The organism is Variovorax sp. P1_H2, from assembly GCF_056405295.1.
Window position 1 is genome coordinate 25,270 of sequence record NZ_JBFUCJ010000039.1, and the last position, 26,521, is coordinate 51,790.

Sequence of the window (26,521 nt, forward strand, 5' to 3'; positions counted from 1 at the left end):
CCCGGAGTCCTCCCATGCTGACCTTTCTCGGCAAGCGCCTGCTCGCCACCCTTCCCGTGCTGCTGGTCGTGGYCATCGCGATCTTCATGATCGTGCGCCTCACGCCCGGCGACCCGGCGGCCGTCATCGGCGGCAACAGCGCCACCAACGAAGACCTGGACCGCATCCGCGCGCAGCTCGGGCTGACCCAGCCGCTGTGGGCCCAGTTCGCGATCTGGGCCGGCGGCGTGCTGCACGGCGACCTGGGCTTCTCCTTCTTCCTGAACAAACCGGTGCTCGAACTGATCGGCCAGCGGATGGAGCCGACGCTGTCGCTGGCCGGCGGCACCCTGCTGCTGGCCGTGGCGATCGCGCTTCCGCTCGGCACGCTGGCCGCATGGCGCATGGGCGGCTGGCTCGACAAGGCCGTGATGGCCTTCTCGGTGGCCGGCTTCTCGGTGCCGGTGTTCGTGGTCGGCTACGCCCTGATCTACCTGCTGGCGATGAAGCTGCAGTGGTTTCCGGTGCAGGGCTACCGGCGCTTCGCCGACGGCGTGGGCCCCTGGTTCCACCAGCTCGTGCTGCCCTGCCTCACGCTGGCGATCACCTACGTGGCGCTGCTGTCGCGCGTGACGCGTGCCGCGGTGAGCGAAGCGCTGACCGAGGACTACATCCGCACCGCCCGCGCCAAGGGCATCACCGAGCTCGAGGTGCTCAAGCACCACGCGCTGCGCAACGCCGCCGTGCCGGTGGTCACGGTGATCGGCGTCAGCGCGGCCTTGCTGCTCGGCGGCGTGGTGGTCACCGAGACCGTGTTCGCGATTCCCGGCCTCGGCCAGCTGACGGTCGACGCGGTGCTGAACCGCGACTTTCCGGTGCTGCAAGGCGTGGTGCTGTTCTTCGCGGTGGTCTACGTCACGGTCAACCTGCTGGTCGACCTGAGCTACCTCCTTCTCGATCCGCGGATCCGCTACTGATCATGAGCACCCTGAAGAAACTCTGGCGCAACAGCGCCGTGCGCGGCGGCATCGTGGTGCTGGTGGTGCTGGCGCTGCTGGGCATCCTGGCGCCCTGGCTCGGCACCTTCGATCCGTCGGCGATGGACCCGGGCTTCATCTCGGTCGACGCCGGCACCGCCGGGCAGGTGACGATGCCCGACGGCGCGCAATTCGCCCACACCTTCTGGATGGGCAGCGACAGCGTCGGCCGCGACATCTGGAGCCGCGTGCTGTACGGCACCCGCATCTCGCTGACGGTGGGCCTCTTCACCGCCTTCGTCGCGATCGCCTTCGGCTGCCTGCTGGGCATGCTGGCGGGCTACTTCCGCGCGGTCGACGCGGTGCTGATGCGCGTGATGGACGGCGTCATGGCGATCCCCGCCGTGTTGCTCGCGATTACGCTGGTGGCGGTGCTCGGCGCCAGCCTGCCGACGGTGATCCTGGCCATCGCCGTGCCCGAGGTGCCGCGCGTCACGCGGCTGGTCCGGGCGCTGGTCATGAGCCTGCGCGACGAACCCTTCGTGGAAGCCGCGCGGGCCCTGGCCACGGCAAACGCCATGATCCTGTGGCGCGACATCCTGCCGAACGCGCTGGCGCCGCTGATCGTGCAGGGGACATTCATCGCAGCCTCGGCCGTCCTCACTGAAGCCATCCTGAGCTTCCTCGGCCTCGGCCTGCCCTCGGACGTGCCGACCTGGGGAAACATCATGGCCGAAGGCCGCGTGCAGTTCTCGCAGAGCCCGGGCAACGTGCTGTTCCCGGCGCTGTTCCTGGTGCCCACGGTGCTGGCGATCAACATGCTCGGCGACGGCCTGCGCGACGTGCTCGACCCCAAGTTCTCCAAACGCGTCTGAGGCTTCGATCCATGACTGATTCCAACCGATCCGCCGCCGTCCTCGAAGTGCGCGGCCTGCAGGTCGCACTGCCCTCGGACGCCGACCGCCCGCACGCCATCGAAGGCCTGGACCTGCGCATCGAGGCCGGCCGGACCCTCTGCGTCGTGGGCGAATCCGGCTCCGGCAAGTCGGTGCTTGCCACCACCGTGATGGGCCTGCTCGCCAAGGGACTGAGCGTCGCGGCCGGGCAGGTGATCCTGGCCGGCGAGACCTTGCTCGACCAGGGCCGCTTCGTCTCCGAGAAGCGGCTGCGCCAGTTGCGCGGCACCGGCATGGGCATGGTGTTCCAGGAGCCCATGACCGCGCTCAATCCGGTGCTGAGCTGCGGCGAGCAGGTCGACGAGCTGCTGCGCACCCACACGCCGTGGAGCGCGGCCGAACGCAAGGCGAAGATCCTCGCGACTTTCGAACGCGTGCGGCTGCCCGACCCGGCGCGCATCCATGCCAGCTACCCGCACCAGCTGTCGGGCGGCCAGCGGCAGCGGATCGTGATCGCGATGGCCATCATCCTCAAGCCGCGGCTGCTGATCTGCGACGAGCCGACCACCGCGCTCGACGTCACCACGCAGGCCGAGATCCTCAAGCTCATCGCCGAACTGCAGGCCGAGCAAGGCAGCGCGGTGCTCTTCATCACGCACGACATGGGCGTGGTGGCCGAGATCGCCGACGAGGTGCTGGTGATGCACCGCGGCGCGCTGGTCGAGCAGGGCCCGCGCGAGCAGGTGCTGCGCTGCCCGCGCGCGGCCTACACGCGCGCGCTGCTGGACGCCGTGCCGGGCATGACGCCGCCGCCCGCGCGTGCGCTGCCCGGCGGCAAGCCGCTGCTCGCCGGCAGCGGCGTCGGCAAGGTCTACACCCGGCGCGACTGGATGGGCCGCGCGAAGCACAACACCGCGCTGCAGGACGCCAGCGTGGCGGTGCACCGCGGCGAGACCGTCGGCGTGGTGGGCGAATCCGGCTCCGGCAAGTCCACCTTCGCGCGCTGCATGATCCGGCTCATCGCGCCCAGCGAAGGCAGCATCCGCTGGGGCGACGCCGAGGTGAACACGCTGCCCGAAGGCCGGCTGCGCCCCCTGCGCTCGCGGGTGCAGGTCGTGTTCCAGGACCCCAACCGCTCGCTCAATCCGCGCCGCACCGTGGGCTCCTCGATGATCGAGGGGGCGATGAACTTCGGCATGGGCAAGCGCCACGCGCGCCGCAGCGCGGAAGAGCTGATGGACCGCATCCAGCTGCCGCGCACCGCGCTCGACCGCTACCCGCACCAGTTCTCGGGCGGCCAGCGCCAGCGCCTGGCAATTGCGCGCGCCATCGCCTGCCAGCCGCAGGTGCTGGTGGCCGACGAGGCCGTGTCGGCGCTCGACGTCTCGGTCCAGGCGCAGATCCTCGACCTGCTGCGCGAGATCCAGCGCGACCTCGGGCTGGGCATCCTCTTCATCACGCACGACCTGCGCGTGGCCGCCCAACTGTGCGATCGGGTGATCGTGATGAGCCGGGGCCGCATCGTCGAGCAAGGGCCGACCGGCCAGGTCTTCGGCGCCCCGGCCCACGACTACACGCGCCAGCTGCTGGCCGCCGCGCCGCGAGTCGAACTCGCGAACCGGCCCCTGCTCGCGGCGGCCTGATGCCGAAGCCGGACCCGGACACGAGGGACCGACGGCGCGCCTGGCGCGCGTCGCTCGAGGATCCAGCGTGGCGCGCCGCCTTCGGGCAAGGCCGTCGCGACATCGCCGGCGCCGCGCTCGGCACCGTGGCCATGGGCCTGGTCGCGGGCGTGGCGATGGCCAAGAGCGGCGTCGGCCTGGGCCTGGTCCTCGCGATGTCGCTGCTGGTGTTCGCCAGCGCATCGCAACTGGCCTGCCTGCCGCTGATCGCAGCCGGCGCGCCCTTGTGGACGATCGTCGCCACCGCCTGCGTGCTCAACCTGCGCTTCGTCGTCTTCAGCGTGAACTGGCGCCGCTACTTCGGCCGCCACCGGCGATCGCTGCGCCTGCTGCTGTCCTACCTGGCGGGTGACCCGGTCTATGCGCAGTTCGTGCAGCGCTACCCGGAGCCGTCGCCGGCGGGCCGCGCGACGCCGGTGCAGCAGGGCTACTTCCTCGGTCTGGCGCTGACCAACTGGGCGGCCTGGCACGTCGCGTCGCTCGCCGGCATCTTCCTGGCCGATGCCATCCCGGCCGCCTGGGGACTTCGCTTCATCGGCGTGCTGGCCCTGCTCGCGCTGGCGCTGCCGATGCTCAGCGACCGGGCGGTGCGATGCTCGGCGCTGGCCGCGGGCGCCGTCGCGCTGGCCACCGCCTCGTGGCCGATGGGACTCAACGTGGTCGCGGCCATCGCCACGGCCTTCGTGGCCGGCCTCTGGGCCGACCGCCGATGGAGCGCAGCGTGATGCACGCAGGCCGCGAGATGCACGCCTGGCTGGCCGTGCTGGCCCTGGTGGGGGTGACCGTGCTCACACGCAGCTTCTTCCTGCTTCCGGACAGCGAGCCGAAGCTGCCCGGCTGGTTGTGGCGCGGACTCCGGCATGCGCCGGTCGCGGCCTTGCTGGCGATGGTGGTGCCGGATGTATTCCTGAGCCACGGCCACCTGCTGGCCGACTGGCGCGACGCACGGCTGTTCGCGGTCGCCGCGGCCTTGGTCTGCTCCCTGCTGCGCCGCAACGATGTGACCGGGACGATCCTGGTCGGCACGGGTACGCTGATGCTGCTGAGAGTTGGCTTCGGCTGGCCATAGATGAGATCTCCCCCAGGTTGGCTCACTTCGTGTAGCCGCCCACCCCCTCGCCGGGGGCAACACCGGCGGCCCGGCGAAGCCGGTTCCGCGGTGTTCCCCGAACGGGCCTCGCTGCGCTGGCCGGGCGAAAGCGCGGTGGAAGAATGAATCGACAACCGCGGCACCTCAAAGGTGCACCGCATTTATTTACTGAAATGGAGAACTTGAGATGACGCTGGCAATGCGCTGGGATGAATGGGCCGACCACGATGCCGTGGCCCTGGCCGAACGGGTCCGCAAGGGCGAGGTATCGGCGGCCGAACTGGCGGCCCAGGCCGCGGCCGCCATCGCGAAGACCAACCCGTCGCTGAGCGCCGTGGTCGAGGTCTTCGACGACGTGGTGGCCGACCCGCTGAAGGACGGCATGGACCCCGGCGGCGCGTTCGCCGGCGTGCCCTACCTCATGAAGGACCTGGGGCCGACGCTCAAGGGCCGGCTGCAGGAGTTCGGCTCGATGCTGATGCAGGGCCATCGCCCGGCCGAGGACAGCTTCCTCACCGGACAGATCCGCAAGGCGGGCCTGAACATCATCGGGCGCAGCACCACGCCCGAGTTCGGCGTCTGCAGTTCGGCCGAGAACGCGCTCTATGTCACGCGCAACCCCTGGAACCTCGACTACACGACCTGCGGCTCCTCGGCCGGCACGGCGGCGGCGGTTGCGGCCGGCGTGCTGCCGCTGTCCCACGCCACCGACGGCGGCGGCTCCATCCGCATCCCTGCCGGGGTCAACGGCAACATCGGCCTGAAGGTGTCGCGTGGCGTGTTCTCGCTGGCACCGGGCTTGTCCGACCTCAGCGGCCTGGTCTCGATCCAGGGTTGCCACAGCCGCACGGTGCGCGACACGGCGGCCTTCGTCGACCACTGCCGCGGTGGCGCGCCGGGCGAATTCATGCCTTTCTGGACACCCGCCGAGCCCTACGGCGAACTCATCCAGCGCGATCCCGGCCGCCTGCGCATCGCGCTGTCGCACGAGTGGGGCGACTTCCGTGCCACGCCGCACTTCGTGGCCGAACTGGCGCGCGTCGGCCGCTTCCTCGAAGGCCTCGGCCACCACGTGGATTGGGCGCTGCCCGAGGTTGATTTCCGAGGCGCCTTCGCCGCCCAGACCACCTGCTACACCAGCAACTTCGCGCAGGTCATCGCCGGCCAGATCGCCCGCCTGGGCTACGAGCGTCCGCCGGCCGAGCTGCTGGAGCCGATCAACATCAAGATCTGGGAAGCCGGCCTGCACACTTCGTACACCGAGCGCTCGAAGATGCAGGCCGTGTTCAACAGCACCTCGCGCGCCTTCGGTCGCTTCTTCGAGGACTGGGACATCATCCTGACGCCGGTCACCGCGCTGCCCACGCCCAGGGTCGGGACGACGCAATACCTCACGACCAGCACCAACCCTTCGGTGCACGACTGGTTCGCCAACCTCTGGAAGAACTTCGCCTACACGCCGCTGGCCAACCTCTGCGGCATGCCCGGCATCTCGCTGCCGATGGCAACGCAGGAGAACGGCTTGCCGCTCGGCATCCAGGCGCAGGCGCGCCAGGCCAACGACGGCTTGCTGCTTCAGCTCGCGGCCCAGATCGAGCGGGCCCTCGACGGCCAGTGGAACGCGGGGCAGCGGCCGGGGGTTCACGTCACCCGCTGAGCCGCCGAGGCGGCGGTGCTAGCCGCCGCTCTCGGCCTCCTGCAGCAGCCGCCACATCACCTTGCCGCTGCCGCTCTTGGGCAGCGCGTCGACGAACTGCACCACGCGCGGAACCTTGTAGACCGCCATGTTCTCGCGGCACCAGTCGATGATCTGCTGCTCGGTCGTGTCCTTGTGGGTCGGGCGCAGCACCACCACCGCCTTGACCGACTCGCCACGGTAGGCGTCCTTGATGCCGATCACGCAGGCTTCCTGGATCGCCGGATGGCGGAACATCAGCAGCTCGACCTCGGCCGGCCAGACCTTGAAGCCGCTCGCGTTGATCATGCGCTTGAGGCGGTCGGTCATGAAGAAGTAGCCGTCCTCGTCCATGCGGCCCATGTCGCCGGAGCGGAAGAAGCGCTTGCCCTCGAATTCGACGAAGGCCGCGGCCGTGGCGTCGGGCCGCTTCCAGTAGCCCTGGAACACCTCGGGCCCGTGGATGATGATTTCGCCCGATTCGCCGACAGGCATTTCCTGCAGCGTGTCGGGGTCGACCACGCGCGCGTCGGTGCTCATGTAGGGGATGCCCAGGCACTGCTGCTTGGGGTTCTCGAACGGATTGGCGTGCGAGGGCGCGGCGGTCTCGGTGAGGCCGTAGCCCTCCTGGTACTTGAGGCCGAACTGCTCGAACAGGCGCTGGGCCACGGCTTGCGGCATCGCGGCCCCGCCGCCGCCGATGTAGCTCAGGCTGCTGAGGTCGTAGCTGGCGAAATTGGGGCTGGCCATCAGGTCGATGACCATGGTCGGGATGTTGGTCCAGCTCGTGACCTTGCGGCGCGAGATCAGGCGGCCGGCGACGTCGCGGTCCCAGCGCGGCATGATGACCAGCGTGCCGCCGATCAGCACCGTCGTGTGCATCATGCTGACCACGCCGGTGATGTGGAACATCGGCACCACGGCCAGCACCACCACCTCGGGCGATCCGAGCCCCCACAGCTGGCTGGCGCAGGCGTTGTGCATCAGGCTCGAATGATGGTGGATGCAGCCCTTGGGCAGGCCGGTGGTGCCGCTGGTGTAGGGCAGCAGCGCCATGTCGTCGGCGCCCACCACGTGTTCGGGCGGCGCATGGCCGGCGCCGAGCGCGTCGGTCCAGCGCATCACGGCACCGCCTTCCAGGGTCGGCAGCGGATGCTGCGTCAGCAACCAGTCGCGCCAGGCCGGCGCCGGCGCCTCGTCGCCCGTGACCTCGGGGTCGAAGGTGTCGGTGAACTGGGTGACGATCATGTGCGCCAGCCGGTCCTTGGGATCGAGCGCGTTGCTGGCCTTGGCCAGCTCGGGCGCCAGGTCGCCGGTGGTGATCGCGAACTTCGCGTCGGGGTCGGTGATGTAGTGCTTGAGCTCCTCGGCACGGTTCATCGGATTGACCGGCACCACGACCGCATTGGCGCGCAGGATCGCGAAATGGGCGATCACCAGCTGCGGGCAGTTCTGCATGTCGAGGATCACGCGGTCGCCGCGCTGCACGCCCAGGGCATGCAGGGTGCCGGCGAGCCGCTCGGCCTGCGCCGCGAACTCGGCGTAGCTGATCTCGCTGCCGAAGAAGACCAGCGCCGGCTTGCGCGGATAGCGCGCGGCATTGACCGCGAGGTTGTGCCACAGCGAGGTCGCGGGCACGGTGATCGAACGGGGCAGGCGCTGAGGCCAGAACTTGTAATGCGGGCGATCCATACAGTCTCCAGAGAGCGTGAGAGCCTACGACGCTCCCGGCACCTCCCGCATCGGGGAAGCCCCCACGGTCGTCGCCTGGGCGACTCGACGCCCAGGCAGGGGGCCACGCTCCGCTACCGCCATTGACCGACAGACGCGGCGCCCGATCTGCCGTAAAAAAGCGGACTCTCAACCCCTTTCGACAAGGAGCTTCCATGGCAGCAGACAAGCACGCGAGCGTTCACTGGGAGGGCGCCGGCAAGACCGGCAAGGGCCTGATCAGCACCGAAACCGGGTCGCTCAAGGACTACCCCTACGGCTTCGCCAGCCGCTTCGAGGACGACAAGCGCGGCACCAACCCGGAGGAGATCCTGGGCGCGGCACACGCCGGTTGCCTCACGATGGCCTTTGCCTTCGCGCTCGAGGGCGCCGGCCTGACGGCGACCTCGATCGACACCAAGGCCGCGGTCCGGCTGGCCAAGGACGGCCCGGGCTTCAAGATTGACCGCATCCAGCTCGAGCTCGAGGCGGTGGTGCCCGGCATCGACGAGGCGAAGTTCCAGCAGCTCGCGGCCGGCGCCAAGGAAGGCTGCCCGCTGTCGAAGGCGCTGGCCAGCGTGCCCGAGATCACGTTCAAGGCCACCCTCAAGCCCTGACGAGGCGGACGCCGGGCGCTGTTTATGATCTCCTCACAACGAGGAGACACCCATGAACATCGCCCGCAAAGGCATCGCCGCGCTGCTGTGGCTGTCGGTTTCGGCCGCCGCCGTGGCTGCATTTCCGGATAAGCCCATCAAGGTCGTCATCGGCTTCCCGGCCGGGGGCCCGCTCGACCAGCATGCGCGCCTGCTCACCGACAAGCTGCAGGCGGTGCTGGGCCAGCCGATCATCGTCGACTACAAGCCGGGCGCCGGCGGCTCGGTCGGCGCCGAGGCGGTGGCCAAGAGCGCGCCCGACGGCTACACGCTGATGCTTGCCAACACCGGCGTGGCGGTGATCAACGGCGCGCTGTACGCCAAGCTGCCCTACAACACGCTGCGCGACTTCACCCCGGTCGCGCGCACCGCGATGCAGCCGCTCGCGCTGCTGGTGACGCCCAAGCTGCCGGTTCAGGATCTGCGGCAGTTCGTCGACTACGCCCGTGCCCGGCCGGGACAGATCAACTACGGCTCGGCCGGCAACGGCGGCATCAGCCACCTGGTGCCCGAGATGTTCAAGAGCGCCACCGGTATCTTCATGGTCCACATCCCCTACCGCGGCAGCGCGCCGGCCTTCACCGACCTGATGGGCGGGCAGGTGCAGTTCATGGCCGAATCGATCCCGCAGGCGGCCAATTACCATAAGCAGGGCAAGGTGCGCGCGCTGGCGGTGACCAGCGCGACGCGCAACCCGGCCTTGCCCGAGGTGCCGACCGTGATCGAATCCGGCATCAAGGGCTTCGAGGTGGTGGGCTTCTAGGGCTTTCTGGCGCCCGCGGGCACCCCGAAGGACGTGGTCGCCAAGCTCAGCGATGCGTTCAAGCAGGTGCTGGCCAGTCCCGAGGTGCGCGAGCGCATGGTGAGCCAGGGCGCCGACCCGGCCTACCTGGGCAGCGAGGATTTCGCCCGCTTCCTGGCCGCGGAAACACCGCGATGGGACAAGGCGGTGAAGGCCTCGGGCGCCAGATTGGACTGACCCTACATCTTTCGGAGGCTGTCGGGCGCTCGAGAAAGTAGCCAAAATGACTTACATGGATCACCTGTATTTTTCCCGTCGGCCCGCGCCCGACGGCCTGTTCGGGCAACGCCGGTTCCGCCTGCCGCCCGAAGGCTCCTCGCACCATGGCGGACCGCCCCTCGACCCGGAGCGGCCGCCGCCACGGCCGCTGAGCCCCTGGGAGCTGCTTCGGGTCGCCGCCGCGTGGAGGCGAAGGACCGATGACCCGTCGTCGAACCGGGTCGCCCAGGCCCTGGAGTCCCTGGCGGCCCGCCGCATGCCACCGCCGGTCGAGAAGGCTCCGGCGGCCGCCCCCCCGAAGTCCGTGGCCCGGAAGATCTCGGCGTTGATGGGGCTTTAGCAGCAAAAGGTAACAACCCCGATTCGACGAATTTCCCACACCCGAAAGCGCCGGACAGCGCGAAAATCGGGCTGTTAGTTCATTGCTGCAAGTGCAATCAAGGTTAGGCCCGCCTCGTGCGGGCCTTTTTTTCGGCCGCTGACGCCCCGGGCAACGCACCGTTGCGGGGCTCAGGCTTGCATACAAGCAGGCATGAAAGCTGCTTGTATGCAGCGCCATGTCCATCACCGCTCCCGAAATCAGTGCACGCATCGTCGAAGCGGTGATGGCACAGAAGCTCGCGCCCGGCGCCCGCCTGGGCGAGCAGCAGCTCGCGATGCTGTTCGACTGCAGCCGCACCATCGTGCGCGAGGCGCTGACCCGGCTGGCGGCGCGCGGCATCGTGACCGTGAGCGCACGCCGCGGCTGGTTCGTGATCGAGCCGTCGCAGGACGAGGCACGCGAAGCCTTCGAGGCGCGGCGCGTGATCGAGTCGGGCCTGATCCGCAGCGCCGGCGCCATCGACCGCGACGCCCTGCGCGCACTCAAGGCGCACCTCAAGCGCGAGAAGGCAGCGCTCAAGGAAAGCGACATCGGCAACCGCAGCTACCTGCTCGGCGACTTCCACGTCTGCCTGGCCGAATGCCTGGGCAACTCGCTCTTGGCCGACACGCTGCGCGACTTCACCGCCCGCACCACGCTGATCGCGATGCTCTACCAGTCCTCGCACGACGCGGCGCAGTCCTGCGAGGACCACGTGCGCATCGTGGCCGCCCTCGAGCGCGGCGACATCGCGGCCGCCGAGGCCCTGATGAGCGAGCACATCGGCACCGTGCAGTCGGCGCTGCGCGTGCAGACACCGACCGACCCGCTGGCCCAGTTGCGGGACGCACTGGCACCGATCCAGGGCACGGCCGCCGACCCCAGAGGCGAGGCACAGCTCTTGCGTACCGGCCCTTCCAGGAGGGGCCGGAAGGCGGCCGCGTCCGACCCTTCACCCGACGATTCATCGACCTACCTAGGAGCCCTGTTATGAAGCAAACCAAGCGCACTTTCGCGCTCGCCCTGGCCGCGGCCGCCCTGTTCGCCACCGGCGTCTCGCACGCCCAGAGCGCGCTCGACAACGTGATGAAGGCCAAGCTCATCAAGATCGCGGTGCCGACCGACTACCCGCCCTACGGCTCGGTCGACAAGACGATGACGCCGCAGGGCCTGGACGTCGAGATGGCGCAGCTGATCGCCAGCAAGCTCGGCGTCAAGGTCGAGCTGGTGCCGGTCACCAGCGCCAACCGCATTCCCTACCTGCAGACCCGCAAGGCCGACCTCGTGATCTCCACGCTGGGCAAGAACGCCGAGCGCGAGAAGGTGATCGACTTCTCGTCGGCCTATGCGCCCTTCTTCCAGGCGGTCTACGCTGCGAAGAGCGTCAACATCAAGAGCTTTGCCGACATGGGCGGCAAGACCGTGGCCGTGACGCGCGGCGCGATGGAGGACCAGGAACTCGCCAAGGTCGCACCGGCCAGCCTCGAGTACAAGCGCTTCGAGGACAACAACGCCACCATCGCCGCCTTCGTGGCCGGCCAGACCCAGACCCTGGCCACCAGCGCCGCGGTCGCCGGCGACATGATGCAGAAGAACCCGCAGCTCGGCGCCGAGTACAAGCTGCTGCTCAAGGACAGCCCCTGCTTCGTCGGCATCGCCAAGGGCGAGGACCCGTTGAAGGCCAAGGTCAACGAGATCATCGCCAACGCCAAGAAGGACGGCACGCTCGACGCCATGGCGAAGAAGTGGCTGGGCCGCCCGGCCGGCGACCTGCCGGTCTGAAACGCGACGGCCTGCCATGGGCATCGAATTCGACTTCGGCGCCGTCCTCGGCCAATGGCCCCTGCTGGCCAGGGGCGTGCTCTGGACGCTGGGACTCACGGCCATCGCGACCGTGATCGGCATGGTGGTCGGCGTGGCCTGCGCCTGGGCCCGCGCCAGCGGCCCGACCTGGCTGCGCTGGGTGGTCGGCAGCTACGTCGAGCTGATCCGCAACACGCCCTTCATCGTGCAGCTGTTCTTCATCTTCTTCGGGCTGCCGGCGGCCGGCTTCAAGCTGTCGCCCGAAGTGGCGTCGGTGATCGCGATGGTGATGAACCTCGGCGCCTACGCGACCGAGATCATCCGCGCCGGCATCGAGGCCACGCCGCGCGGCCAGATCGAGGCCGCCGTGAGCCTGGCGCTCAACAAGGTGCAGGTGTTCATGCGCGTGGTGCTGCCGCCGGCGATGAAGAAGGTCTGGCCCGCGATGGTGAGCCAGATCATCATCGTGATGCTGGGCTCGGCCGTGTGCAGCCAGATCTCGACCGAGGAACTGAGCTACGCCGCCAACCTGATCCAGAGCCGCAACTTCCGCGCCTTCGAGGCCTTCATCGTCGCCACGGTGATCTACCTGGCCCTGTCGGTGGGCGCACGGCGCCTGCTGAACTGGGCCGGCCCCAAGTACTTCTTCGGACGGTGAGGCGCCATGACCGACTTCTCCCTCTGGGACATTCTCCGCAATCTGCTGCTGGCGCTGCGCTGGACGGTGGTGCTGTCGTTGATCGCCTTCGTCGGCGGCGGCGTGGTCGGCGGCCTGCTGCTGTTCGCGCGGCTGTCGGGCGGACCGGTGGTCGACCGGCTGATCGGGCTCTACGTGCAGGTGTTCCAGGGCACGCCGCTGCTGATGCAGCTGTTCCTGGCCTACTTCGGCATCGCCCTCTTCGGCGTCGACGTCTCGGCCTGGACCGCGGCCTCGGTGGCGCTCACGCTCTACACCAGCGCCTTCCTGACCGAGATCTGGCGCGGCTGCGTGGCCTCCATTCCGAAGGGCCAGTGGGAGGCCTCGGGCAGTCTGGCMCTGAGCTTCAGCGAACAGATGCGCCACGTGATCCTGCCGCAGGCCACCCGCATCGCGGTGGCGCCGACGGTCGGCTTCCTGGTGCAGGTGATCAAGGGCACGGCGCTGGCCTCGGTGATCGGCTTCATCGAGCTCACCAAGGCCGGCAGCATGATCTCGAACGCCACCTTCAAGCCCTTCGTGGTGTTCAGCTGCGTCGCCCTGCTTTATTTCGTGCTGTGCTTTCCCGTGAGCCTGTACGCCAAGAACCTCGAGAGGAAGATCAATGTCGCTCGTCGCTGAAGCCCCCGCCTCCGAAGCCGAACCCGCGGCCCGGCCGTCCGCCGCACCCATCGTGCGAATCACGGCGCTGCGCAAGTCCTATGGCAGCAATGAGGTGCTCAAGGGCATCGACCTCGAAGTCAAGCGCGGCGAGGTGATCGCCATCATCGGCAAGAGCGGCTCGGGCAAGAGCACGCTCCTGCGCTGCATCAACGGCCTCGAGGTCTTCCAGGAGGGTTCGCTCACGGTCGACGGCAAGCCGCTGCTGCACGAGAGCGCGATGGCGATGCGCGAGCTGCGCCAGCATGTCGGCATGATCTTCCAGAGCTTCAACCTGTTCCCGCACCTGACGGTCGGGCGCAACGTGATGCTGGCGCCGACCCTGGTCAAGAAGCGCAGCAGCGTCGAGGCCGCCTCCCAGGCGCGCAAGCTGCTGGCGCGCGTCGGCCTGGCCGAGAAGTTCGACGCCATGCCCGACCAGCTCTCGGGCGGCCAGCAGCAGCGCGTGGCGATCGCCCGCGCGCTGGCGATGGAGCCGGCGGTGCTGCTGTGCGACGAGATCACCTCGGCGCTCGACCCCGAGCTCGTCGGCGAAGTGCTGCGGGTGGTGGAATCGCTGGCGGTCGAGGGCATGACATTGCTGATGGTGACCCATGAGATGAGCTTCGCGCGCAAGGTCAGCGACCGCGTGATCTTCATGCACCAGGGCCGGGTGCACGAGATGGGACCACCGGCGGAGTTGTTCGGCAGCCCGAAGACGCCCGAGCTGCAACAGTTTCTTTCATCCTTGCACGATTGAAGCGCGCGGCCGGGAACCCCCGGCCTGTGGCAAGCTCCGAGCGCTATGCCACTTTGCACGTCTTATTCCCGCCGACGGCTGCTCGGCGCCCTGCTGGGCGTCGCCGCCCTGCCCGCGCCGCTGGCAGCCCTGGCCGGCTTCAACTTCTTCACCAGCGAATACACCGCCAGCCGCGACGAGCTGCAGGCGCAGGTCGCGAAGCGCTTCCCGGTGCAGCAGCGCTATGCCGAGTTCTTCACGGTCTCGTTGCGCGACCCGCAGCTGTCGCTCGACGCCCGCAACAACCGGGCCGCGATCACGGCCATGTTGACGATCGCCAGCCCGCTGCTGAAGCCGTCCTCGGTGGAAGGCCTCGTCTCGGTCAGCAGCGCGCTCAAATACGACGCCGTGGCGCGCGCACTGCGGCTCGACCGCCCGCAGGCCGACCGGATCGAGCTGCAGGGCCTGAGCGGCCGCGATGCCGAGCGCCTGCAGCAGATCGGTGCCGTGGTCGCGCAGGAACTGCTGCGCGACCAGCCGCTGCGCACCTTCAAGCCCGAGGAACTCACCGTCGGCCGCAAGACCTACGAGATCGGCGACATCACGGTGCAGGACGACGGCATCACCGTGGCGTTGAAATGAACCCCCCGAAGCGCCTGAGGTGCCTCCACCTCAAGGCTTACAAGGGGCGACGTTCTCGCAAACGCTTCCAAAGAAGCGCCACGCACAAGCAAACCAATGCGTTCATTGGTATCACGACAGCAAAGCCGAGCCACGCAAGGGCGTCATTCACTTCTTCCTGATTCTGGTAGTCATACCACTCAAGGGCGAGATTCATCATCCCGCCAGTAATTGGTARCGGAATATTTTCCAATATCCATTCTCGAACCATCCAAGCCGACACGATCAAGAAGATGGCAATGAATATCAGAAAACCTGCGATTTTGACGACCAACTTCATTTGACGGTCAGGATTCCGTACGCTTGTATCTGTGTTCGGGGTATGTCAATTTTCATGGAACAAAGAAGATGATTCCTAAGGTTTGCAAACTCGTGCTTGTGCTGTAAAGTGACGCACCCTTCACTAACTCCTGTAGACCCTGCGGGGTGAAGGCGGAAGTTTCCGCGCTCCACGGCTGAGCAGAAGGTGTAGTTATCGATTCGGCCGTCGTCTGCGAAAAGCCCAAACCAATCTGTTTTGCCTCTTATATTGTCAATTATGGGGCCCAAACGCCCCCCCGGTGGGACGGTCAACAATGTAATATCTTCCCCTGGGAATCGGCCCTTTCTTTTTTAGGCACTGGTTTCGCCATTCGTTTCGATATTCGCCATTTCCTGAATATGCTTTATATCGAAAGCTGCCCGTTGTTAGATAGGAAAATTCCTCTCCGTTCAATTTGAATGTCAGATTCATCATATTGCTCATCCTTGATATCAGAAATGCTACGCGCGTTGGAGCACAGGGTGTGAGCCGGTCATCTGAGAGTGTTGTGAGAACCTTCGGCAAACGTGAGCGCGTCAGGGATTTCAGTGGTGAAGCCCTGAGCCCGCAAAAACCGCTAGGGAGGCGGTCCCAGCGGCCCGGCGAAGCCGGTTCCGCGCTATCCCCGGCATCGGGCGGCGTCGGCGTCCTGCGGGCCGGGGCCGGGCCTTTGCTGTGGGTCGCGTCCGCTCTGTTGCTGGCCGGCTGTGCAGCACCGGCGCCTACACAGCAGCGTGCGGTCGACCTCCAGGCTCATCGCGGCGGCCGCGCGCTGGCGCCCGAAAACACGCTGGCCGCTTTTTCGAATGCGATCGAGATGGGCGTGACCACACTGGAACTCGACATCGGCCTGACTGCCGACGACGTGGTGGTGATCTCGCACGACACCCAGCTGAACCCCGACCACACGCGCGACGCCCGCGGCAAMTTCCTCAAGGCCGCGGGGCCGTCGATCCGCTCGCTCACGCTGGCACAGCTGCAGACCTACGACGTCGGCCGGATCGATCCCGCGAGCAGCTACGGCAAGCCCTTCCCCAAGCAGCTGTGGAGCGACGGCGAGCGCATTCCGACGCTGGCCGCGCTGTTCGCGCGCGTCAACGAACGCGGCGCGACCAGGGTCCGCTTCAACATCGAGACCAAGCTGGATCCCGGCCAGCCCGAGGAAACCGCTTCCCCCGAACAGATGGTCCGCGCGCTGCTGGCCGAGGTCGACAAGGCCGGCATGGCGCAGCGCGTGACGGTGCAGAGCTTCGACTGGCGCTCGCTGGCGCTGGTCGGCCAGCAGGCGCCGTCGATGCCGCGCGCCTACCTGACGAGCGCCCGCACGCTCAAGGACAGCCGCTGGACCGCCGGCCTGCGCATCGAGGACTTCGGCACGGCGCCGCGGCTCGTGAAGGCCGCCGCGGGCGACGCCCAGGGACCGGTGATCTGGTCGCCCGCCTACGACGACCTGAGCCCGGCGCTGGTGCAGGAAGCCCATGCGCTCGGCCTGGCCGTGCTGCCCTGGACCGTGAACCAGCGCGCCGACATGGCACGGCTGCTGGACTGGGGCGTGGACGGCCTGATCACGGACGACCCGGCGATCCTGCGCGACCTGCTCGGCGAACGCGGTGCGGCGCTGCCGGCGAAGCGCGGGCACTGAGAAGCGCCCGATAATCGCAGCCGATGCCTGAACACTCCTCCCCCGCGGTGGCCCGCGCCGGCGCCATCACCGACGTCGCCGGCATCGAAGTCGGCCACCACAGCGACCCTCGCCGCCCCACCGGCTGCACCGTCATCCTCGCGCGCGAAGGCGCGGTGGCCGGCGTCGATGTGCGCGGCGCAGCGCCGGGCACCCGCGAGACCGACCTGCTCGCGCCCGGCAACCTGGTGCAGCAGGTCCATGCGGTGATGCTGGCCGGGGGCAGCGCCTGGGGGCTGGCCGCGGCCGATGGCGCCATGCGCTGGCTCGAGGAGCGAGGCATCGGGCTCGACGTCCACTTCGGCACGCTGCCGATCGTTCCGGCCGCCGTCCTGTTCGACCTGCCGGTCGGCGACGCCCGCATCCGGCCCGATGCCGATGCCGGCTATGCCGCCTGCGCGGCGGCCTCGAACGCGGCGCCGGACGAAGGCTGCGTGGGTGCCGGCAGCGGCGCGCTGGTGGGCAAGCTGTTCGGCATCGATCGGGCGATGAAAGGCGGCATCGGCACCGCATCGGTCACGGTCAACGGCGTCACGGTCGGCGCCCTGATCGCCTGCAACGCGCTCGGCGACGTCATCGACCCCGACACCGCGCAGGTCGTCGCCGGTGCACGCACCGAAGACGGCCGCGCCCTGCTCGACACCCGCCGCGCCCTGTTGCGCGGCGACTTGCCGAAGCCGCTGCTGGCCGGCACCAACACCACGCTGGGCGTGGTCGCCACCGATGCGGTGCTGACCAAGGTGCAGGCCAACCGGCTCGCGGCGGTCGCGCACGACGGCCTGGCGCGGGCGATCAATCCGGTCCACACGATGAGCGACGGCGACACCCTGTTCGCGCTGGCTACCGGCCGCGTGCCGCTCGAGGGCGATGCCCCCGGCATGACGGTGCTCGGCACCATGGCGGCCGAAGTCGTGGCGCTGGCGACCGTGCGGGCGGTGCGGGCGGCACGCGCGGTGCGCATCGGCGACAGCTACTTCCCGGCCGCTGCGGACCTGTCCTGAGCGCCGGCTGTCGGCCGCCCGCTCGGCACGCGCTTTGTAACCCGCCGGGCGCGGAAAGCACAGAAAATGCCGCTGCCGCGCCCGCGGCGACCTTGAGTTCCGTTCCAACCCGCCGCCGCATGCCCCAAGCCATCCGCCTGTTCCTGCTCTCGATCCGCGACCTGATCGCATCCGCCGGGCCCGTCGTCTTCCTCGTCATCGCCCTGCTGGTCGCCGCCTACTGGTGGCTGCAACCGCAGCCGCCCCAGCGCGTGGTGCTGGCCACCGGGCCCGCCGGCAGTGCCTATGCCGGCTTCGGCAAGCGCTATGCCGATGCCCTCAAGGCCAATGGCATCGAGGTCGAGCTGAAGGCCACCGACGGCTCGCTGGACAATCTCGAGCTGCTGCGCAGCGGGGGCGCCGACGTCGCCTTCGTGCGCGGCGGCAGCGCCGATCCGGTGAAGGACGAGGAAGGCGGCCTGACCTCGCTCGGCAGCCTGTTCTTCGAGCCGCTGTGGTTCTTCTACCGGACCGATGCGGCGAAACGCATCGACCGCAAGACCAGCACGCTGACTTCGCTGACCCAGCTCAAGGACCTGCGCGTCAACGTCGACAAGGCCGGCAGCGGCGTGCCCGACATCATGGACCGGATGTTCCGCGCCAACCACATGGACCCGGCCACGCTGAACCTGTCGAACCTCGAGCAGACGCCCGCCACCGAGGCCTTGCAGGCCGGGCTGCTCGACGTCATCGTGCTGGCCTCGGCGCCGCAGTCGCCGCTGGTACAGAGACTGCTTCGGGCACCCGACATCCAGCTGATGGATTTCGCCCAGAGCGACGCCTACTCGCGCCGCTTCGCCTTCCTGCAGCCCGTGACCCTGCCGCGCGGCGTGGTCGACCTGGCCGCCGACCTGCCCTCGCACGATGTCTCGCTGCTGGCGGCCACCACCTCGCTGCTGTCGCGCGAGGAAACCCATCCGGCGCTGCGCCAGCTGTTCGCGCAAACCGCCCAGAACCTGCACGGCGGCGCCGGCTGGTTCAACCGGGCGCGCGACTTCCCCAACACGCGCACCAGCGAACTGCCGGTCAGCCCCGAGGGCGACCGCGCCATCAACGGCACGCCGCCGTTCTGGCAGCGCTACCTGCCCTTCTGGGCCAGCAACCTCGTCGAGCGCATGTGGCTGGTGCTCGGTGGCCTGCTGGTGCTGATGCTGCCGTTGTCGCGCGTGGTGCCGCCGCTCTACCAGTTCCGCGTGCGGCGGCGCGTGTTCCGCTGGTACGCGCGGCTGCGCGAGGTCGAGCACAAGCTGGACACCGGGGCGGGCGACGCCGACGCGCTGCTGAAGGAACTGGCCGATCTCGATCGCGTGGTCAACAAGGTCGCGGTGCCGCTGTCCTATGCCGACGAGCTCTATGCACTTCGCAACAACATTCATGCGGTGCGCAAGCGGGTGTTGGCGAACGCGCCGCAGGGCGGCGCGGCCGCCGCCGCCTGAGGGCCGTCACTGCCTTTGCACCCGCAGCAGCTTGCCATTGCTGCTGTCGGTCAGCAGGTAGAGCCACCCATCGGGCCCTTGCCGGACATCCCGGATCCGCTCACCGCGCTCGGCCAGCAAGCGCTCACGGCCGACCACCGTATTGCCCTCCAGCGTGAGGCGCCACAGCGCGGTGCCGGCCAGCGCACCGACGAAAAGATTGCCCTTCCAGTCGGGCAGCGCATCGCCGGTATAGAAGGCCATGCCGCTCGGCGCGATCGACGACTTCTGCGTGCCCGGGGTCCAGGCCGTGCCGTCGATCTTTTCCCAATAGGTCAGGGGCTGTTCGAGGCCCGGCTTGGCGCCGCCTTCGCCCACCTGCGTGAGCGTGCCGTATTCCTGCCCATAGCTGATCACGGGCCAACCATAGTTGCGCCCGGCCAGCGTCAGGTTGACTTCGTCGCCGCCCTGCGGGCCGTGCTCGCTGGTCCAGAGATCGCCGGTCAGCGGATGCAGCGCCGCGCCCTGTGGATTGCGATGGCCGTAGCTCCAGATGTGGGGTTGCGCGCCGGCGGTCGCCGCAAACGGATTGCCCGGCGCAGGCGCGCCATCGGTGGTGATGCGCACCACCTTGCCGTTGCCGCGCGACAGGTCTTGCGCGAAGCTGCGCTGGGTGTCGAGCAGGCGTTCGCCCATCGTCACGAACAGATAGCCGTTGCGATCGAACACCAGCCGCGATCCGAAGTGCGCCGTGCTGTCGACCTTGGGCAACTGCCGGTAGATGACGGTCACATTGGCGAGACTGCGGTTGGCCGCATCGAGATCGGCCCGGGCGACCGCCGTGCCGTTGAGGCTCGGATTCGATCCGTCCCGCTCGGAGAAACTGAAATAGATCCGGCGATTGCTCGCGAAGTCCGGATCGACCGCGATGTCGAGCAGGCCGCCCTGCCCCACCGCGGCGACGGCCGGCATGCCGGCGACCTGGTCGGCGCCGCCATCGACAGGGGAACCGTCGGCGTTGCGCAGCCGCAGCTGGCCGCCCCGCTGGGTGATCAGCATCCGGCCGTCGGGCAGGAAGGCCAGGCCCCACGGGGTGTCCAGGCCGGTCGCCACTTCGGTGACCTTGGCCGCCATCGGCGTCGAGGGCGGCGGCGCCGTGCCGGTGCTTTGCGTGGCGACGCTGATGTTGGGCTGGGAGGGCGGGTTCGCGGGGGTCGGCGTCGCCGTGGCACCGACACCGAACGCGGAGACCGACACGCTGGCGCCGCCACCGCCACCGCACGCGCCCAGGGCCGCCAGGCCCATCGCCAGAAGATACCGAGTCGCCGCTGCCATGCATGCTCCTTCGGAATGGGCGCTGCGACGCGCCCGGGTCTAGCGCCCTGCCGCTACTTCAGCGCCTTGAAGCGCATGCGGTGCGGCTTGGCGCCTTCTTCGCCCAAGCGTTTCTTCTTGTCGGCTTCGTACTCCTGGTAGTTGCCGTTGAAGAAGGTCCACTGGCTGTCGCCCTCGGCCGCCAGGATGTGGGTCGCGATGCGGTCGAGGAACCAGCGGTCGTGGCTGATCACCAGCACCGAGCCGGCGAACTCGAGCAGCGCGTCTTCGAGCGCGCGCAGGGTTTCGACGTCGAGGTCGTTGGACGGTTCGTCGAGCATCAGCACGTTGCCGCCCGCGATCAGGGTCTTGGCCAGGTGCAGCCGCCCGCGCTCGCCGCCCGACAGCGTGCCGACCTTCTTCTGCTGGTCGGCGCCGTTGAAGTTGAAGCGGCCGGCGTAGGCCCGGCTGGCCATCTGGAACTTGCCGACGTTGATGATGTCGAGGCCGTTCGAGATGTCTTCCCACACCGTCTTCTCATTCGCGAGAGCGTCGCGGGTCTGGTCGACGAAGGCCATCTTGACCGTCTGGCCGACCACCACCTCGCCGCTGTCGGGCTTTTCCTTGCCGGCGATCAGCTTGAACAGGGTCGACTTGCCGGCGCCGTTCGGGCCGATGATGCCGACGATCGCGCCCGCGGGAACCTCGAAGCTGAGGTTGTCGATCAGCAACCGGTCGCCGAAGGACTTGCTGACGTTCTTGAATTCGAACACCTGGTTGCCCAGGCGCTCCGCCACGGGGATGAAGATCTCCTGCGTCTCGTTGCGCTTCTGGTATTCGAAGTCGCTCAGTTCCTCGAAGCGGGCCAGGCGCGACTTGCTCTTCGCCTGGCGCGCCTTCGGGTTCTGGCGCGACCATTCGAGTTCCTTCTTGAGTGCCTTGGCGTGGGCTTCCTCGCTCTTCTGCTCCTGCGCCAGGCGCTCGCCCTTCTGCTCGAGCCAGGTGCTGTAGTTGCCCTTCCAGGGGATGCCGCGGCCGCGGTCGAGTTCGAGGATCCACTCGGCCGCGTTGTCGAGGAAGTAGCGGTCGTGGGTGATCGCCACCACGGTGCCCGGGAATCGCTGCAGGAACACTTCGAGCCACTCGACCGATTCGGCGTCCAGGTGGTTGGTCGGTTCGTCGAGCAGCAGCATGTCGGGCTTGCTGAGCAACAGGCGGCACAGCGCCACGCGGCGCTTCTCGCCGCCCGAGAGCACCCCGATGTTGGCGTCCCAGGGCGGCAGCCGCAGCGCGTCGGCGGCGATCTCGAGCTGGTGCTCGGAGTCGGTGCCGGCGGTCGCGATGATGGCTTCGAGCTCGGCCTGTTCGGCCGCCAGGGCGTCGAAGTCGGCGTCTTCGGCCCCGTAGGCCACGTAGACCTCCTCGAGCCGCGCCTTGGCCGCATAGACCGCGCCCATGGCCTCTTCGACCGACTCGCGCACCGTGTGGGCCGGGTTCAGCTTGGGCTCCTGCTCGAGGTAGCCGATCGTGAGACCGGGCATCGGCAGCGCCTCGCCCTCGATCTCCTTGTCGATGCCGGCCATGATCTTCAGCAGCGAGGACTTGCCCGAACCATTCAGGCCGAGCACGCCGATCTTGGCGCCGGGGAAAAACGACAGCGAAATGTCCTTCAAGATCTGCCGCTTGGGCGGCACGGTCTTGCTGACCTTGTTCATGGTGTAGACGTACTGGGCCATGTCTATTGCTACTCGGTGATGGGCTGCTGGAAAGGTGGGAAAACCGGCCTCGACCCGGCGCGCAAGTCCGGTTCGGCAATCGGGAGGGGTCGCCTCGCCCGTGCGCTGGATCGAAGGGACTTTCGGCGTGACAGGCGCTTGCTGCTGCTGCGCGCTGGCGCGAAATGCCTGCCGAGTCTAACTCAGGCCCTCATTTGGGGCTGGCAACGGCGGCTTCAACAACGCCGCCAGCATTTTCATCGGCTCGGCAGCCGACGCTTCTCGCGCGGCACCAGATACATCGGCGGCCGCCTTGTTCTTGCTTGCGCCTTGGCCGCCAGTTGCGTGGCCTACGCGCCGCCCACACCCGCACAGATGGCCGCGACGCTGGCGCGACAAGGCCATGTGCTGATCGAGCAGGCCATGTCGGACGAAGGCCGCAAGCTCCTCGAGAAGGCCTTTGCGCTCGACCCGGACAACGCGAGCGCGCATTTCGACCGCGGACAGCTGATGCTCAACGCCGGAGAGACGAAGGCCACCCTGGCCACCTTCGACAAGGCCGTGGCGCTCGCACCCGATCACCCACGCTATCTGGGCGCGCGATGCGTAGGCCGTGTCATCGCCGGCCAGGTCGATGCCGGACTCGCGGACTGCAGCAAGGCGCTGGCGCAGGCCGATCCGCGCGGCCATGGCCTGATCGCACGGGGCCAGGCCAGGCTGGTGCTCGGCCTCGATGCAGAAGCCTTGAGCGACTTCGAGGCGGCGCTGCTGCAGCAGCCGAATCACATGCGCGCCCTCTACGGCCGCGGCGTCGCCAGGCTTCGCCTGGGCGACAGCGCCGGGGAGATGGACAAGACGGAAGCCGTCAAGCGGCTCCCGGGCGCGGGACGGGACTACCAGCTTGCGCAACTCTCCTGACGACGAACCCGACACGCCTCTGCCCTGGCCACTGCCGACGGAAGAGCGACGCCCGAGGTGGTGGCGGCGGCTCGCGCCTGAGCCGGAACTGCGCTTCTGGTACTCGTTCTGGTTTCTGCTGACGCTGGCGGGCCAAGGGCTGTCGGTTTACGTGGTCCTTGGCATGCAGTTTTCATTCGACGTTGCAGCCATGTATCTCGCGGAGCGCTGGCCGCGACTGTGGCTGCTCTTCTATCCTGCGGCCCTCCTCGTCGCGACGATCGACGCCGCCCGCCGGCGCCGTGCGCGACCCGGATCCCCCCGTTGAGCCGCGCACGCAGCGCCGTGTCCACATCGCGATCCGAATTGAAGGAGACCGCCACCTCGACATGGATCAGCGGATTGATTGCCAAGCCTATCCGTATCAAAAGTTCGGCCAGTACACCGGGACGGTCACCGAGGTCTCGTGCAGTCCGCTGCAACCCAGCGACTTCACCGCCATGCCTGCCGACCGGCGGGGAGTATTTCAGCAGCCTGTTAGGCGCTCCGCCGCCTTGATTTCCGTGGGTGTGCATCGGTGAGTGGCAAGGCACCGAGACTTCAGTTTGCCAACATGTTGTGCGACCTTCAATAAGGAGGCGGTTTGGTAGATGGTCCCGTCTTTATCGATCAGAAAGTGCGCGCCATGCGGACCGGTTCTGTAGCCATTGAAGGTTGCCTCGGCGGTAGGCGAATTTGTTTGGTGGACCACAATTCCATTCACTGCACCCAGTTTTCCGTGTTGGATCTTGTCAAAAATCTTTACATTAATTCTGTCTGCGTCAACGATTCCACCGCGGCTGATAAAAAACCCCATTTCAATCCCCTTATGCTTCTCGGTTGGCTTGAATGTCGAAACTCATCGATACGGTTCCACCGGAACTACCCTGTTGATTTTGAATGGTGTATTCCTGCGACACCCGGGAAAATGAGAGGCTGATTGTTTCGCGTCCTAGCCTCATATTGGTCTTGTGGCTTGGCTCAACTTTGGTCACAATGACATCCTTCATCGTGATTTTTAGATATTCCAGCGGCTTTTAACCGGCCTTTCTCAAGACAAGAGTGGCCGTATCGATGTGCTTTCCTGTCACGCAGTATTTCATCAGGTTTGGGCTGGACCGGTCTACGTAGTGGTCAAAAATCAGGTCGCCCACAGTAGCCTTGCCGGCACCCCCGCCGCTGCCAGAGTGCATGGTGGAAGTCTGAGTAACGTTTCAATCCCATTCCAGCACTTCGATCTCGTTCTTATGGTTCGCATCCTGGGATTCGCCAGAAATGCCGGTCAACTTCAAAAAAATGTCCTGCGCCACGGGAGAGGCTCCAAATTAAAGATCGTAAATAAATGTGACGCCTCGGCAGAGGGCGACTATTCAAGTCTGTCGGACTGAGATGCGCGGCGGAACCCGCTGGCGAGTCGGAAATCTCTTTAAATAGGGGAGAAATCGGAATCTGCGGGCAACATCCTGAGTTGCCTACGAGCGACCGGCCTTGCCCTGCGCCTTCTCCTGCTCCAGCGCAATGACCAGATGGCGAACTGGAACGCTTCGCCGAGTTCKAAGGCCAGCGGCACAGATGCGTTGACTGCAGCCCCCTGGCCTTCGCCCTGAGCGTGTTCGGCTGCTCGCCGAGCCGGAACTTCGGCGGGCCATCCGCCTTGCCGCGCAGCCACTTCGCAACCGTGTCGCGCGATAGCCCCGTCATAGGCGCAACCTCATGCTCCACCTTGCCCTCCGGCTATGCAAACGCCGGAACCTGCCAATCATGTCCATGGTGATCACTCCGCTTCCTCTGCGGCACAAAAATTCAGCAGCGTAGGTTGTTCACTTGGCTCAGTTTTCGGTCGGCGCCCACAGAATGAGGCCAAACCCCAACTCATGAGACAATAGCGCCTGTTGCCGGGTCCAGTTGCCCGCAACGCCGGCTCTCTGCCGGGGACGAAGACGGCCTTTGCAGGCTGTCAGGCTCCCACTCCTGACCCATCTGCCCTTACTGGCTCGTCGTCCGATGTGACGCCCGAGCGGGTGGATACCACTGCGCCGTGTAGGGCGCTTATTGAACTCAATGAACTTTGATGAACTGAAGCTGGCCCCGGCCATCTTGAAGGCCGTGCATGAGCAGGGCTACGAAACGCCGACGCCGATCCAGGCCCAGGCCATTCCGGCCGTGCTCGACGGCCATGACCTGCTGGGCGGCGCCCAGACCGGCACCGGCAAGACCGCTGCCTTCACCCTCCCGATGCTGCACAAGCTCACGATGAGCCGCAGCGCCACCAACAAGTTCGGCGGCACCGGCATCCGTGCCCTGGTGCTGACCCCGACGCGCGAACTCGCGGCCCAGGTCGAGGAATCCGTCCGTACCTACGGCAAGTACCTGCAGCTGAGCTCGACCGTGATCTTCGGCGGCGTCGGCATGAACCCGCAGATCAGCAAGCTCAAGAGCGGCGTCGACATCCTGGTCGCCACCCCCGGCCGCCTGCTCGACCTGCAGCAGCAAGGCATGCTCGACCTGTCGCAGGTGCAGATGCTGGTGCTCGACGAGGCCGACCGCATGCTCGACATGGGCTTCATCCACGACGTCAAGAAGATCCTCGCGCTGGTGCCGAAGGAAAAGCAGAGCCTGCTGTTCTCGGCCACCTTCAGCGACGAGATCCGCGACCTCGCCGCCACCCTGCTGAAGAATCCGCAGAGCATCCAGGTCACGCCGCGCAACACCACCGTGCAGCGCATCAGCCAGGTGATCCATCCGGTCGGCCGCGGCAAGAAGAAGGCGCTGCTCGCGCACATCATCAACGAGCACAAGTGGAGCCAGGTGCTGGTGTTCACCCGCACCAAGTTCGGCGCCAACAGCGTGGCCGAATTCCTCACCAAGAACGGCGTCGAGGCGATGGCGCTGCATGGCAACAAGAGCCAGAGCGCGCGCACCCAGGCACTGGCCGGCTTCAAGAGCGGCGACATCCGCGCGCTGGTGGCGACCGATATCGCGGCCCGCGGTATCGACATCGACGAACTGCCGCACGTCGTCAACTACGAAATTCCGAACGTCAGCGAAGACTACGTCCACCGCATCGGCCGCACCGGCCGCGCCGGTTCGAGCGGCGAGGCCGTGAGCTTCGTCTGCCTCGACGAGGAAGGCTTCATGCAGGAGATCGAGCGCTTCACCAAGCAGCAGATCCCCGTCCAGGTCATCGACGGCTTCGGCCCCGAGGAAGGCGAACGCGCCGAGCCCATCGCGATGGGCCGCCAGACCATCTGGGGCGGCGCCGGCCGTCCGCCGAGCCGCGAGGTGATGCAGGCGGCCGCCAAGGCCGCGCGCACGGAAATGATGCAGCGCATCCGAGACAACAAGGCCGGCCAGGGMGAACGCAGTGGCGGTGGCAATGGCGGCAATGGCGGCAATGGCGGTGGCCAGCGTCGGGGCGGAGGCAATGGCCAGGGCCAGGGCGCACCGGCCGGCCGCGGCGCCAATGGTGGCGGCGGCCAGGGCCCGCGTGGCCAGGCCGGCCGTGGCCAGGGC

27 protein-coding genes and 3 pseudogenes are annotated in these 26,521 nt (G+C 67.5%); 21 read left to right on the forward strand and 9 right to left on the reverse strand.

Annotated elements, in window-relative coordinates:
- The first annotated feature begins 14 nt into the window (after nt 1–14).
- The 6 genes from AC1D2E_RS15665 (at nt 15) to AC1D2E_RS15690 (ending at nt 6,281) form a co-directional block, all read left to right on the forward strand.
- A complete protein-coding gene (locus AC1D2E_RS15665) occupies nt 15–956 on the forward strand; it encodes an ABC transporter permease (RefSeq protein WP_478198231.1) in 942 nt (313 codons plus the stop codon).
- Nucleotides 957–958: 2 nt separating this feature from the next.
- Nucleotides 959–1,831, forward strand: a complete 873-nt coding sequence (locus AC1D2E_RS15670; protein WP_478198232.1) for an ABC transporter permease — start codon at nt 959–961, stop codon at nt 1,829–1,831.
- Nucleotides 1,832–1,842: 11 nt separating this feature from the next.
- Entirely contained in the window at nt 1,843–3,495 is a 1,653-nt protein-coding gene (locus tag AC1D2E_RS15675) for a dipeptide ABC transporter ATP-binding protein (RefSeq protein ID WP_478198233.1), read from the forward strand.
- A complete protein-coding gene (locus AC1D2E_RS15680; protein ID WP_478198234.1) occupies nt 3,495–4,259 on the forward strand; it encodes an AzlC family ABC transporter permease in 765 nt (254 codons plus the stop codon). The genes AC1D2E_RS15675 and AC1D2E_RS15680 overlap by 1 nt, the downstream gene beginning before the upstream one ends.
- Nucleotides 4,259–4,603: an AzlD domain-containing protein gene (locus AC1D2E_RS15685; RefSeq protein WP_478176189.1), complete on the forward strand. Its 345-nt coding sequence runs from the start codon at nt 4,259–4,261 to the stop codon at nt 4,601–4,603. The genes AC1D2E_RS15680 and AC1D2E_RS15685 overlap by 1 nt, the downstream gene beginning before the upstream one ends.
- Before the next feature lie 208 nt (nt 4,604–4,811).
- Nucleotides 4,812–6,281, forward strand: a complete 1,470-nt coding sequence (locus AC1D2E_RS15690) for an amidase (RefSeq protein ID WP_478198235.1) — start codon at nt 4,812–4,814, stop codon at nt 6,279–6,281.
- Nucleotides 6,282–6,299: 18 nt separating this feature from the next.
- Here the strand turns inward: AC1D2E_RS15690 and AC1D2E_RS15695 are convergent, their stop codons facing one another.
- Nucleotides 6,300–7,991 carry a long-chain fatty acid--CoA ligase gene (locus AC1D2E_RS15695; RefSeq protein ID WP_478198236.1) on the reverse strand — a complete coding sequence of 564 codons (1,692 nt, stop codon included), beginning with the start codon at nt 7,989–7,991 and terminating at the stop codon, nt 6,300–6,302.
- Nucleotides 7,992–8,185: 194 nt separating this feature from the next.
- Here AC1D2E_RS15695 and AC1D2E_RS15700 point away from each other — a divergent pair, with 194 nt between their 5' ends.
- From AC1D2E_RS15700 to AC1D2E_RS15740, 9 genes and pseudogenes are all read left to right on the forward strand, one after another.
- Nucleotides 8,186–8,626 (forward strand): OsmC family protein, encoded by a 441-nt coding sequence (locus AC1D2E_RS15700; RefSeq protein WP_478198237.1) that lies wholly within the window; start codon nt 8,186–8,188, stop codon nt 8,624–8,626.
- Nucleotides 8,627–8,678: 52 nt separating this feature from the next.
- A pseudogene (locus tag AC1D2E_RS15705) lies at nt 8,679–9,644 on the forward strand (Bug family tripartite tricarboxylate transporter substrate binding protein).
- 46 nt (nt 9,645–9,690) lie between these two features.
- Nucleotides 9,691–10,026 carry a hypothetical protein gene (locus AC1D2E_RS15710; protein ID WP_478198238.1) on the forward strand — a complete coding sequence of 112 codons (336 nt, stop codon included), beginning with the start codon at nt 9,691–9,693 and terminating at the stop codon, nt 10,024–10,026.
- A gap of 217 nt (nt 10,027–10,243) precedes the next feature.
- Nucleotides 10,244–11,041, forward strand: a complete 798-nt coding sequence (locus tag AC1D2E_RS15715) for a GntR family transcriptional regulator (protein WP_478198239.1) — start codon at nt 10,244–10,246, stop codon at nt 11,039–11,041.
- Nucleotides 11,038–11,829 carry a transporter substrate-binding domain-containing protein gene (locus AC1D2E_RS15720; RefSeq protein WP_478176170.1) on the forward strand — a complete coding sequence of 264 codons (792 nt, stop codon included), beginning with the start codon at nt 11,038–11,040 and terminating at the stop codon, nt 11,827–11,829. The genes AC1D2E_RS15715 and AC1D2E_RS15720 overlap by 4 nt, the downstream gene beginning before the upstream one ends.
- Nucleotides 11,830–11,845: 16 nt before the next feature.
- A complete protein-coding gene (locus AC1D2E_RS15725; RefSeq protein WP_478198240.1) occupies nt 11,846–12,508 on the forward strand; it encodes an amino acid ABC transporter permease in 663 nt (220 codons plus the stop codon).
- Nucleotides 12,509–12,514: 6 nt separating this feature from the next.
- Complete coding sequence (locus tag AC1D2E_RS15730) at nt 12,515–13,168, forward strand: amino acid ABC transporter permease (RefSeq protein ID WP_478198241.1); 654 nt, start codon at nt 12,515–12,517, stop codon at nt 13,166–13,168.
- Nucleotides 13,152–13,946, forward strand: coding sequence for an amino acid ABC transporter ATP-binding protein (locus tag AC1D2E_RS15735; protein WP_478198242.1), 795 nt, complete (start codon nt 13,152–13,154; stop codon nt 13,944–13,946). Before AC1D2E_RS15730 ends, AC1D2E_RS15735 begins: the two co-directional genes overlap by 17 nt.
- Before the next feature lie 45 nt (nt 13,947–13,991).
- On the forward strand, nt 13,992–14,567 hold the full coding sequence (locus AC1D2E_RS15740; RefSeq protein ID WP_478198243.1) for a DUF1439 domain-containing protein: 576 nt from the start codon (nt 13,992–13,994) through the stop codon (nt 14,565–14,567).
- A gap of 37 nt (nt 14,568–14,604) precedes the next feature.
- Here the strand turns inward: AC1D2E_RS15740 and AC1D2E_RS15745 are convergent, their stop codons facing one another.
- Genes AC1D2E_RS15745 through AC1D2E_RS15755 form a run of 3 tightly spaced genes read right to left on the reverse strand, consistent with a single transcriptional unit; the run spans nt 14,605 to nt 15,351 of the window.
- Nucleotides 14,605–14,886 (reverse strand): hypothetical protein, encoded by a 282-nt coding sequence (locus AC1D2E_RS15745; protein ID WP_478198244.1) that lies wholly within the window; start codon nt 14,884–14,886, stop codon nt 14,605–14,607.
- Entirely contained in the window at nt 14,883–15,182 is a 300-nt protein-coding gene (locus AC1D2E_RS15750; RefSeq protein WP_478198245.1) for a tlde1 domain-containing protein, read from the reverse strand. The genes AC1D2E_RS15745 and AC1D2E_RS15750 overlap by 4 nt, the downstream gene beginning before the upstream one ends.
- On the reverse strand, nt 15,139–15,351 hold the full coding sequence (locus tag AC1D2E_RS15755; RefSeq protein ID WP_478198246.1) for a tlde1 domain-containing protein: 213 nt from the start codon (nt 15,349–15,351) through the stop codon (nt 15,139–15,141). Before AC1D2E_RS15755 ends, AC1D2E_RS15750 begins: the two co-directional genes overlap by 44 nt.
- A 250-nt stretch (nt 15,352–15,601) precedes the next feature.
- Between AC1D2E_RS15755 and AC1D2E_RS15760 the strand changes: the two genes are divergently transcribed.
- The 3 genes from AC1D2E_RS15760 (at nt 15,602) to AC1D2E_RS15770 (ending at nt 19,064) form a co-directional block, all read left to right on the forward strand.
- Nucleotides 15,602–16,549, forward strand: coding sequence for a glycerophosphodiester phosphodiesterase (locus AC1D2E_RS15760; protein WP_478198254.1), 948 nt, complete (start codon nt 15,602–15,604; stop codon nt 16,547–16,549).
- Between the two features lie 23 nt (nt 16,550–16,572).
- The gene (locus AC1D2E_RS15765) at nt 16,573–17,589 is read left to right on the forward strand and encodes a P1 family peptidase (RefSeq protein WP_478198247.1); all 1,017 of its coding nucleotides are present in this window, start codon (nt 16,573–16,575) and stop codon (nt 17,587–17,589) included.
- 119 nt (nt 17,590–17,708) lie between these two features.
- On the forward strand, nt 17,709–19,064 hold the full coding sequence (locus AC1D2E_RS15770; RefSeq protein WP_478198248.1) for a TAXI family TRAP transporter solute-binding subunit: 1,356 nt from the start codon (nt 17,709–17,711) through the stop codon (nt 19,062–19,064).
- Nucleotides 19,065–19,070: 6 nt separating this feature from the next.
- Here the strand turns inward: AC1D2E_RS15770 and AC1D2E_RS15775 are convergent, their stop codons facing one another.
- Entirely contained in the window at nt 19,071–20,378 is a 1,308-nt protein-coding gene (locus AC1D2E_RS15775; RefSeq protein WP_478198249.1) for a PQQ-dependent sugar dehydrogenase, read from the reverse strand.
- Nucleotides 20,379–20,431: 53 nt separating this feature from the next.
- On the reverse strand, nt 20,432–22,093 hold the full coding sequence (gene ettA / locus AC1D2E_RS15780; RefSeq protein WP_478176178.1) for an energy-dependent translational throttle protein EttA: 1,662 nt from the start codon (nt 22,091–22,093) through the stop codon (nt 20,432–20,434).
- Nucleotides 22,094–22,231: 138 nt separating this feature from the next.
- Between ettA and AC1D2E_RS15785 the strand changes: the two genes are divergently transcribed.
- The gene (locus tag AC1D2E_RS15785) at nt 22,232–22,990 is read left to right on the forward strand and encodes a tetratricopeptide repeat protein (RefSeq protein ID WP_478198250.1); all 759 of its coding nucleotides are present in this window, start codon (nt 22,232–22,234) and stop codon (nt 22,988–22,990) included.
- Nucleotides 22,974–23,297, forward strand: coding sequence for a hypothetical protein (locus tag AC1D2E_RS15790; protein ID WP_478198251.1), 324 nt, complete (start codon nt 22,974–22,976; stop codon nt 23,295–23,297). Before AC1D2E_RS15785 ends, AC1D2E_RS15790 begins: the two co-directional genes overlap by 17 nt.
- 198 nt (nt 23,298–23,495) lie before the next feature.
- On the opposite strand, the gene AC1D2E_RS15795 is transcribed toward AC1D2E_RS15790, so the two are convergent.
- The 3 genes and pseudogenes from AC1D2E_RS15795 to AC1D2E_RS15805 form a co-directional block, all read right to left on the reverse strand.
- The gene (locus tag AC1D2E_RS15795; protein ID WP_478198252.1) at nt 23,496–23,825 is read right to left on the reverse strand and encodes a peptidoglycan recognition protein family protein; all 330 of its coding nucleotides are present in this window, start codon (nt 23,823–23,825) and stop codon (nt 23,496–23,498) included.
- Nucleotides 23,826–23,835: 10 nt separating this feature from the next.
- A pseudogene (locus tag AC1D2E_RS15800) lies at nt 23,836–24,318 on the reverse strand (Hcp family type VI secretion system effector).
- A 209-nt stretch (nt 24,319–24,527) separates the two neighbouring features.
- Nucleotides 24,528–24,777 (reverse strand): annotated as a pseudogene (locus AC1D2E_RS15805) (IS21 family transposase); the annotation flags it as partial.
- A 292-nt stretch (nt 24,778–25,069) separates the two neighbouring features.
- Here AC1D2E_RS15805 and AC1D2E_RS15810 point away from each other — a divergent pair.
- Nucleotides 25,070–26,521, forward strand: a 1,452-nt coding sequence (locus AC1D2E_RS15810; protein WP_478198253.1) for a DEAD/DEAH box helicase, incomplete at its 3' end; no start/stop codon positions are given.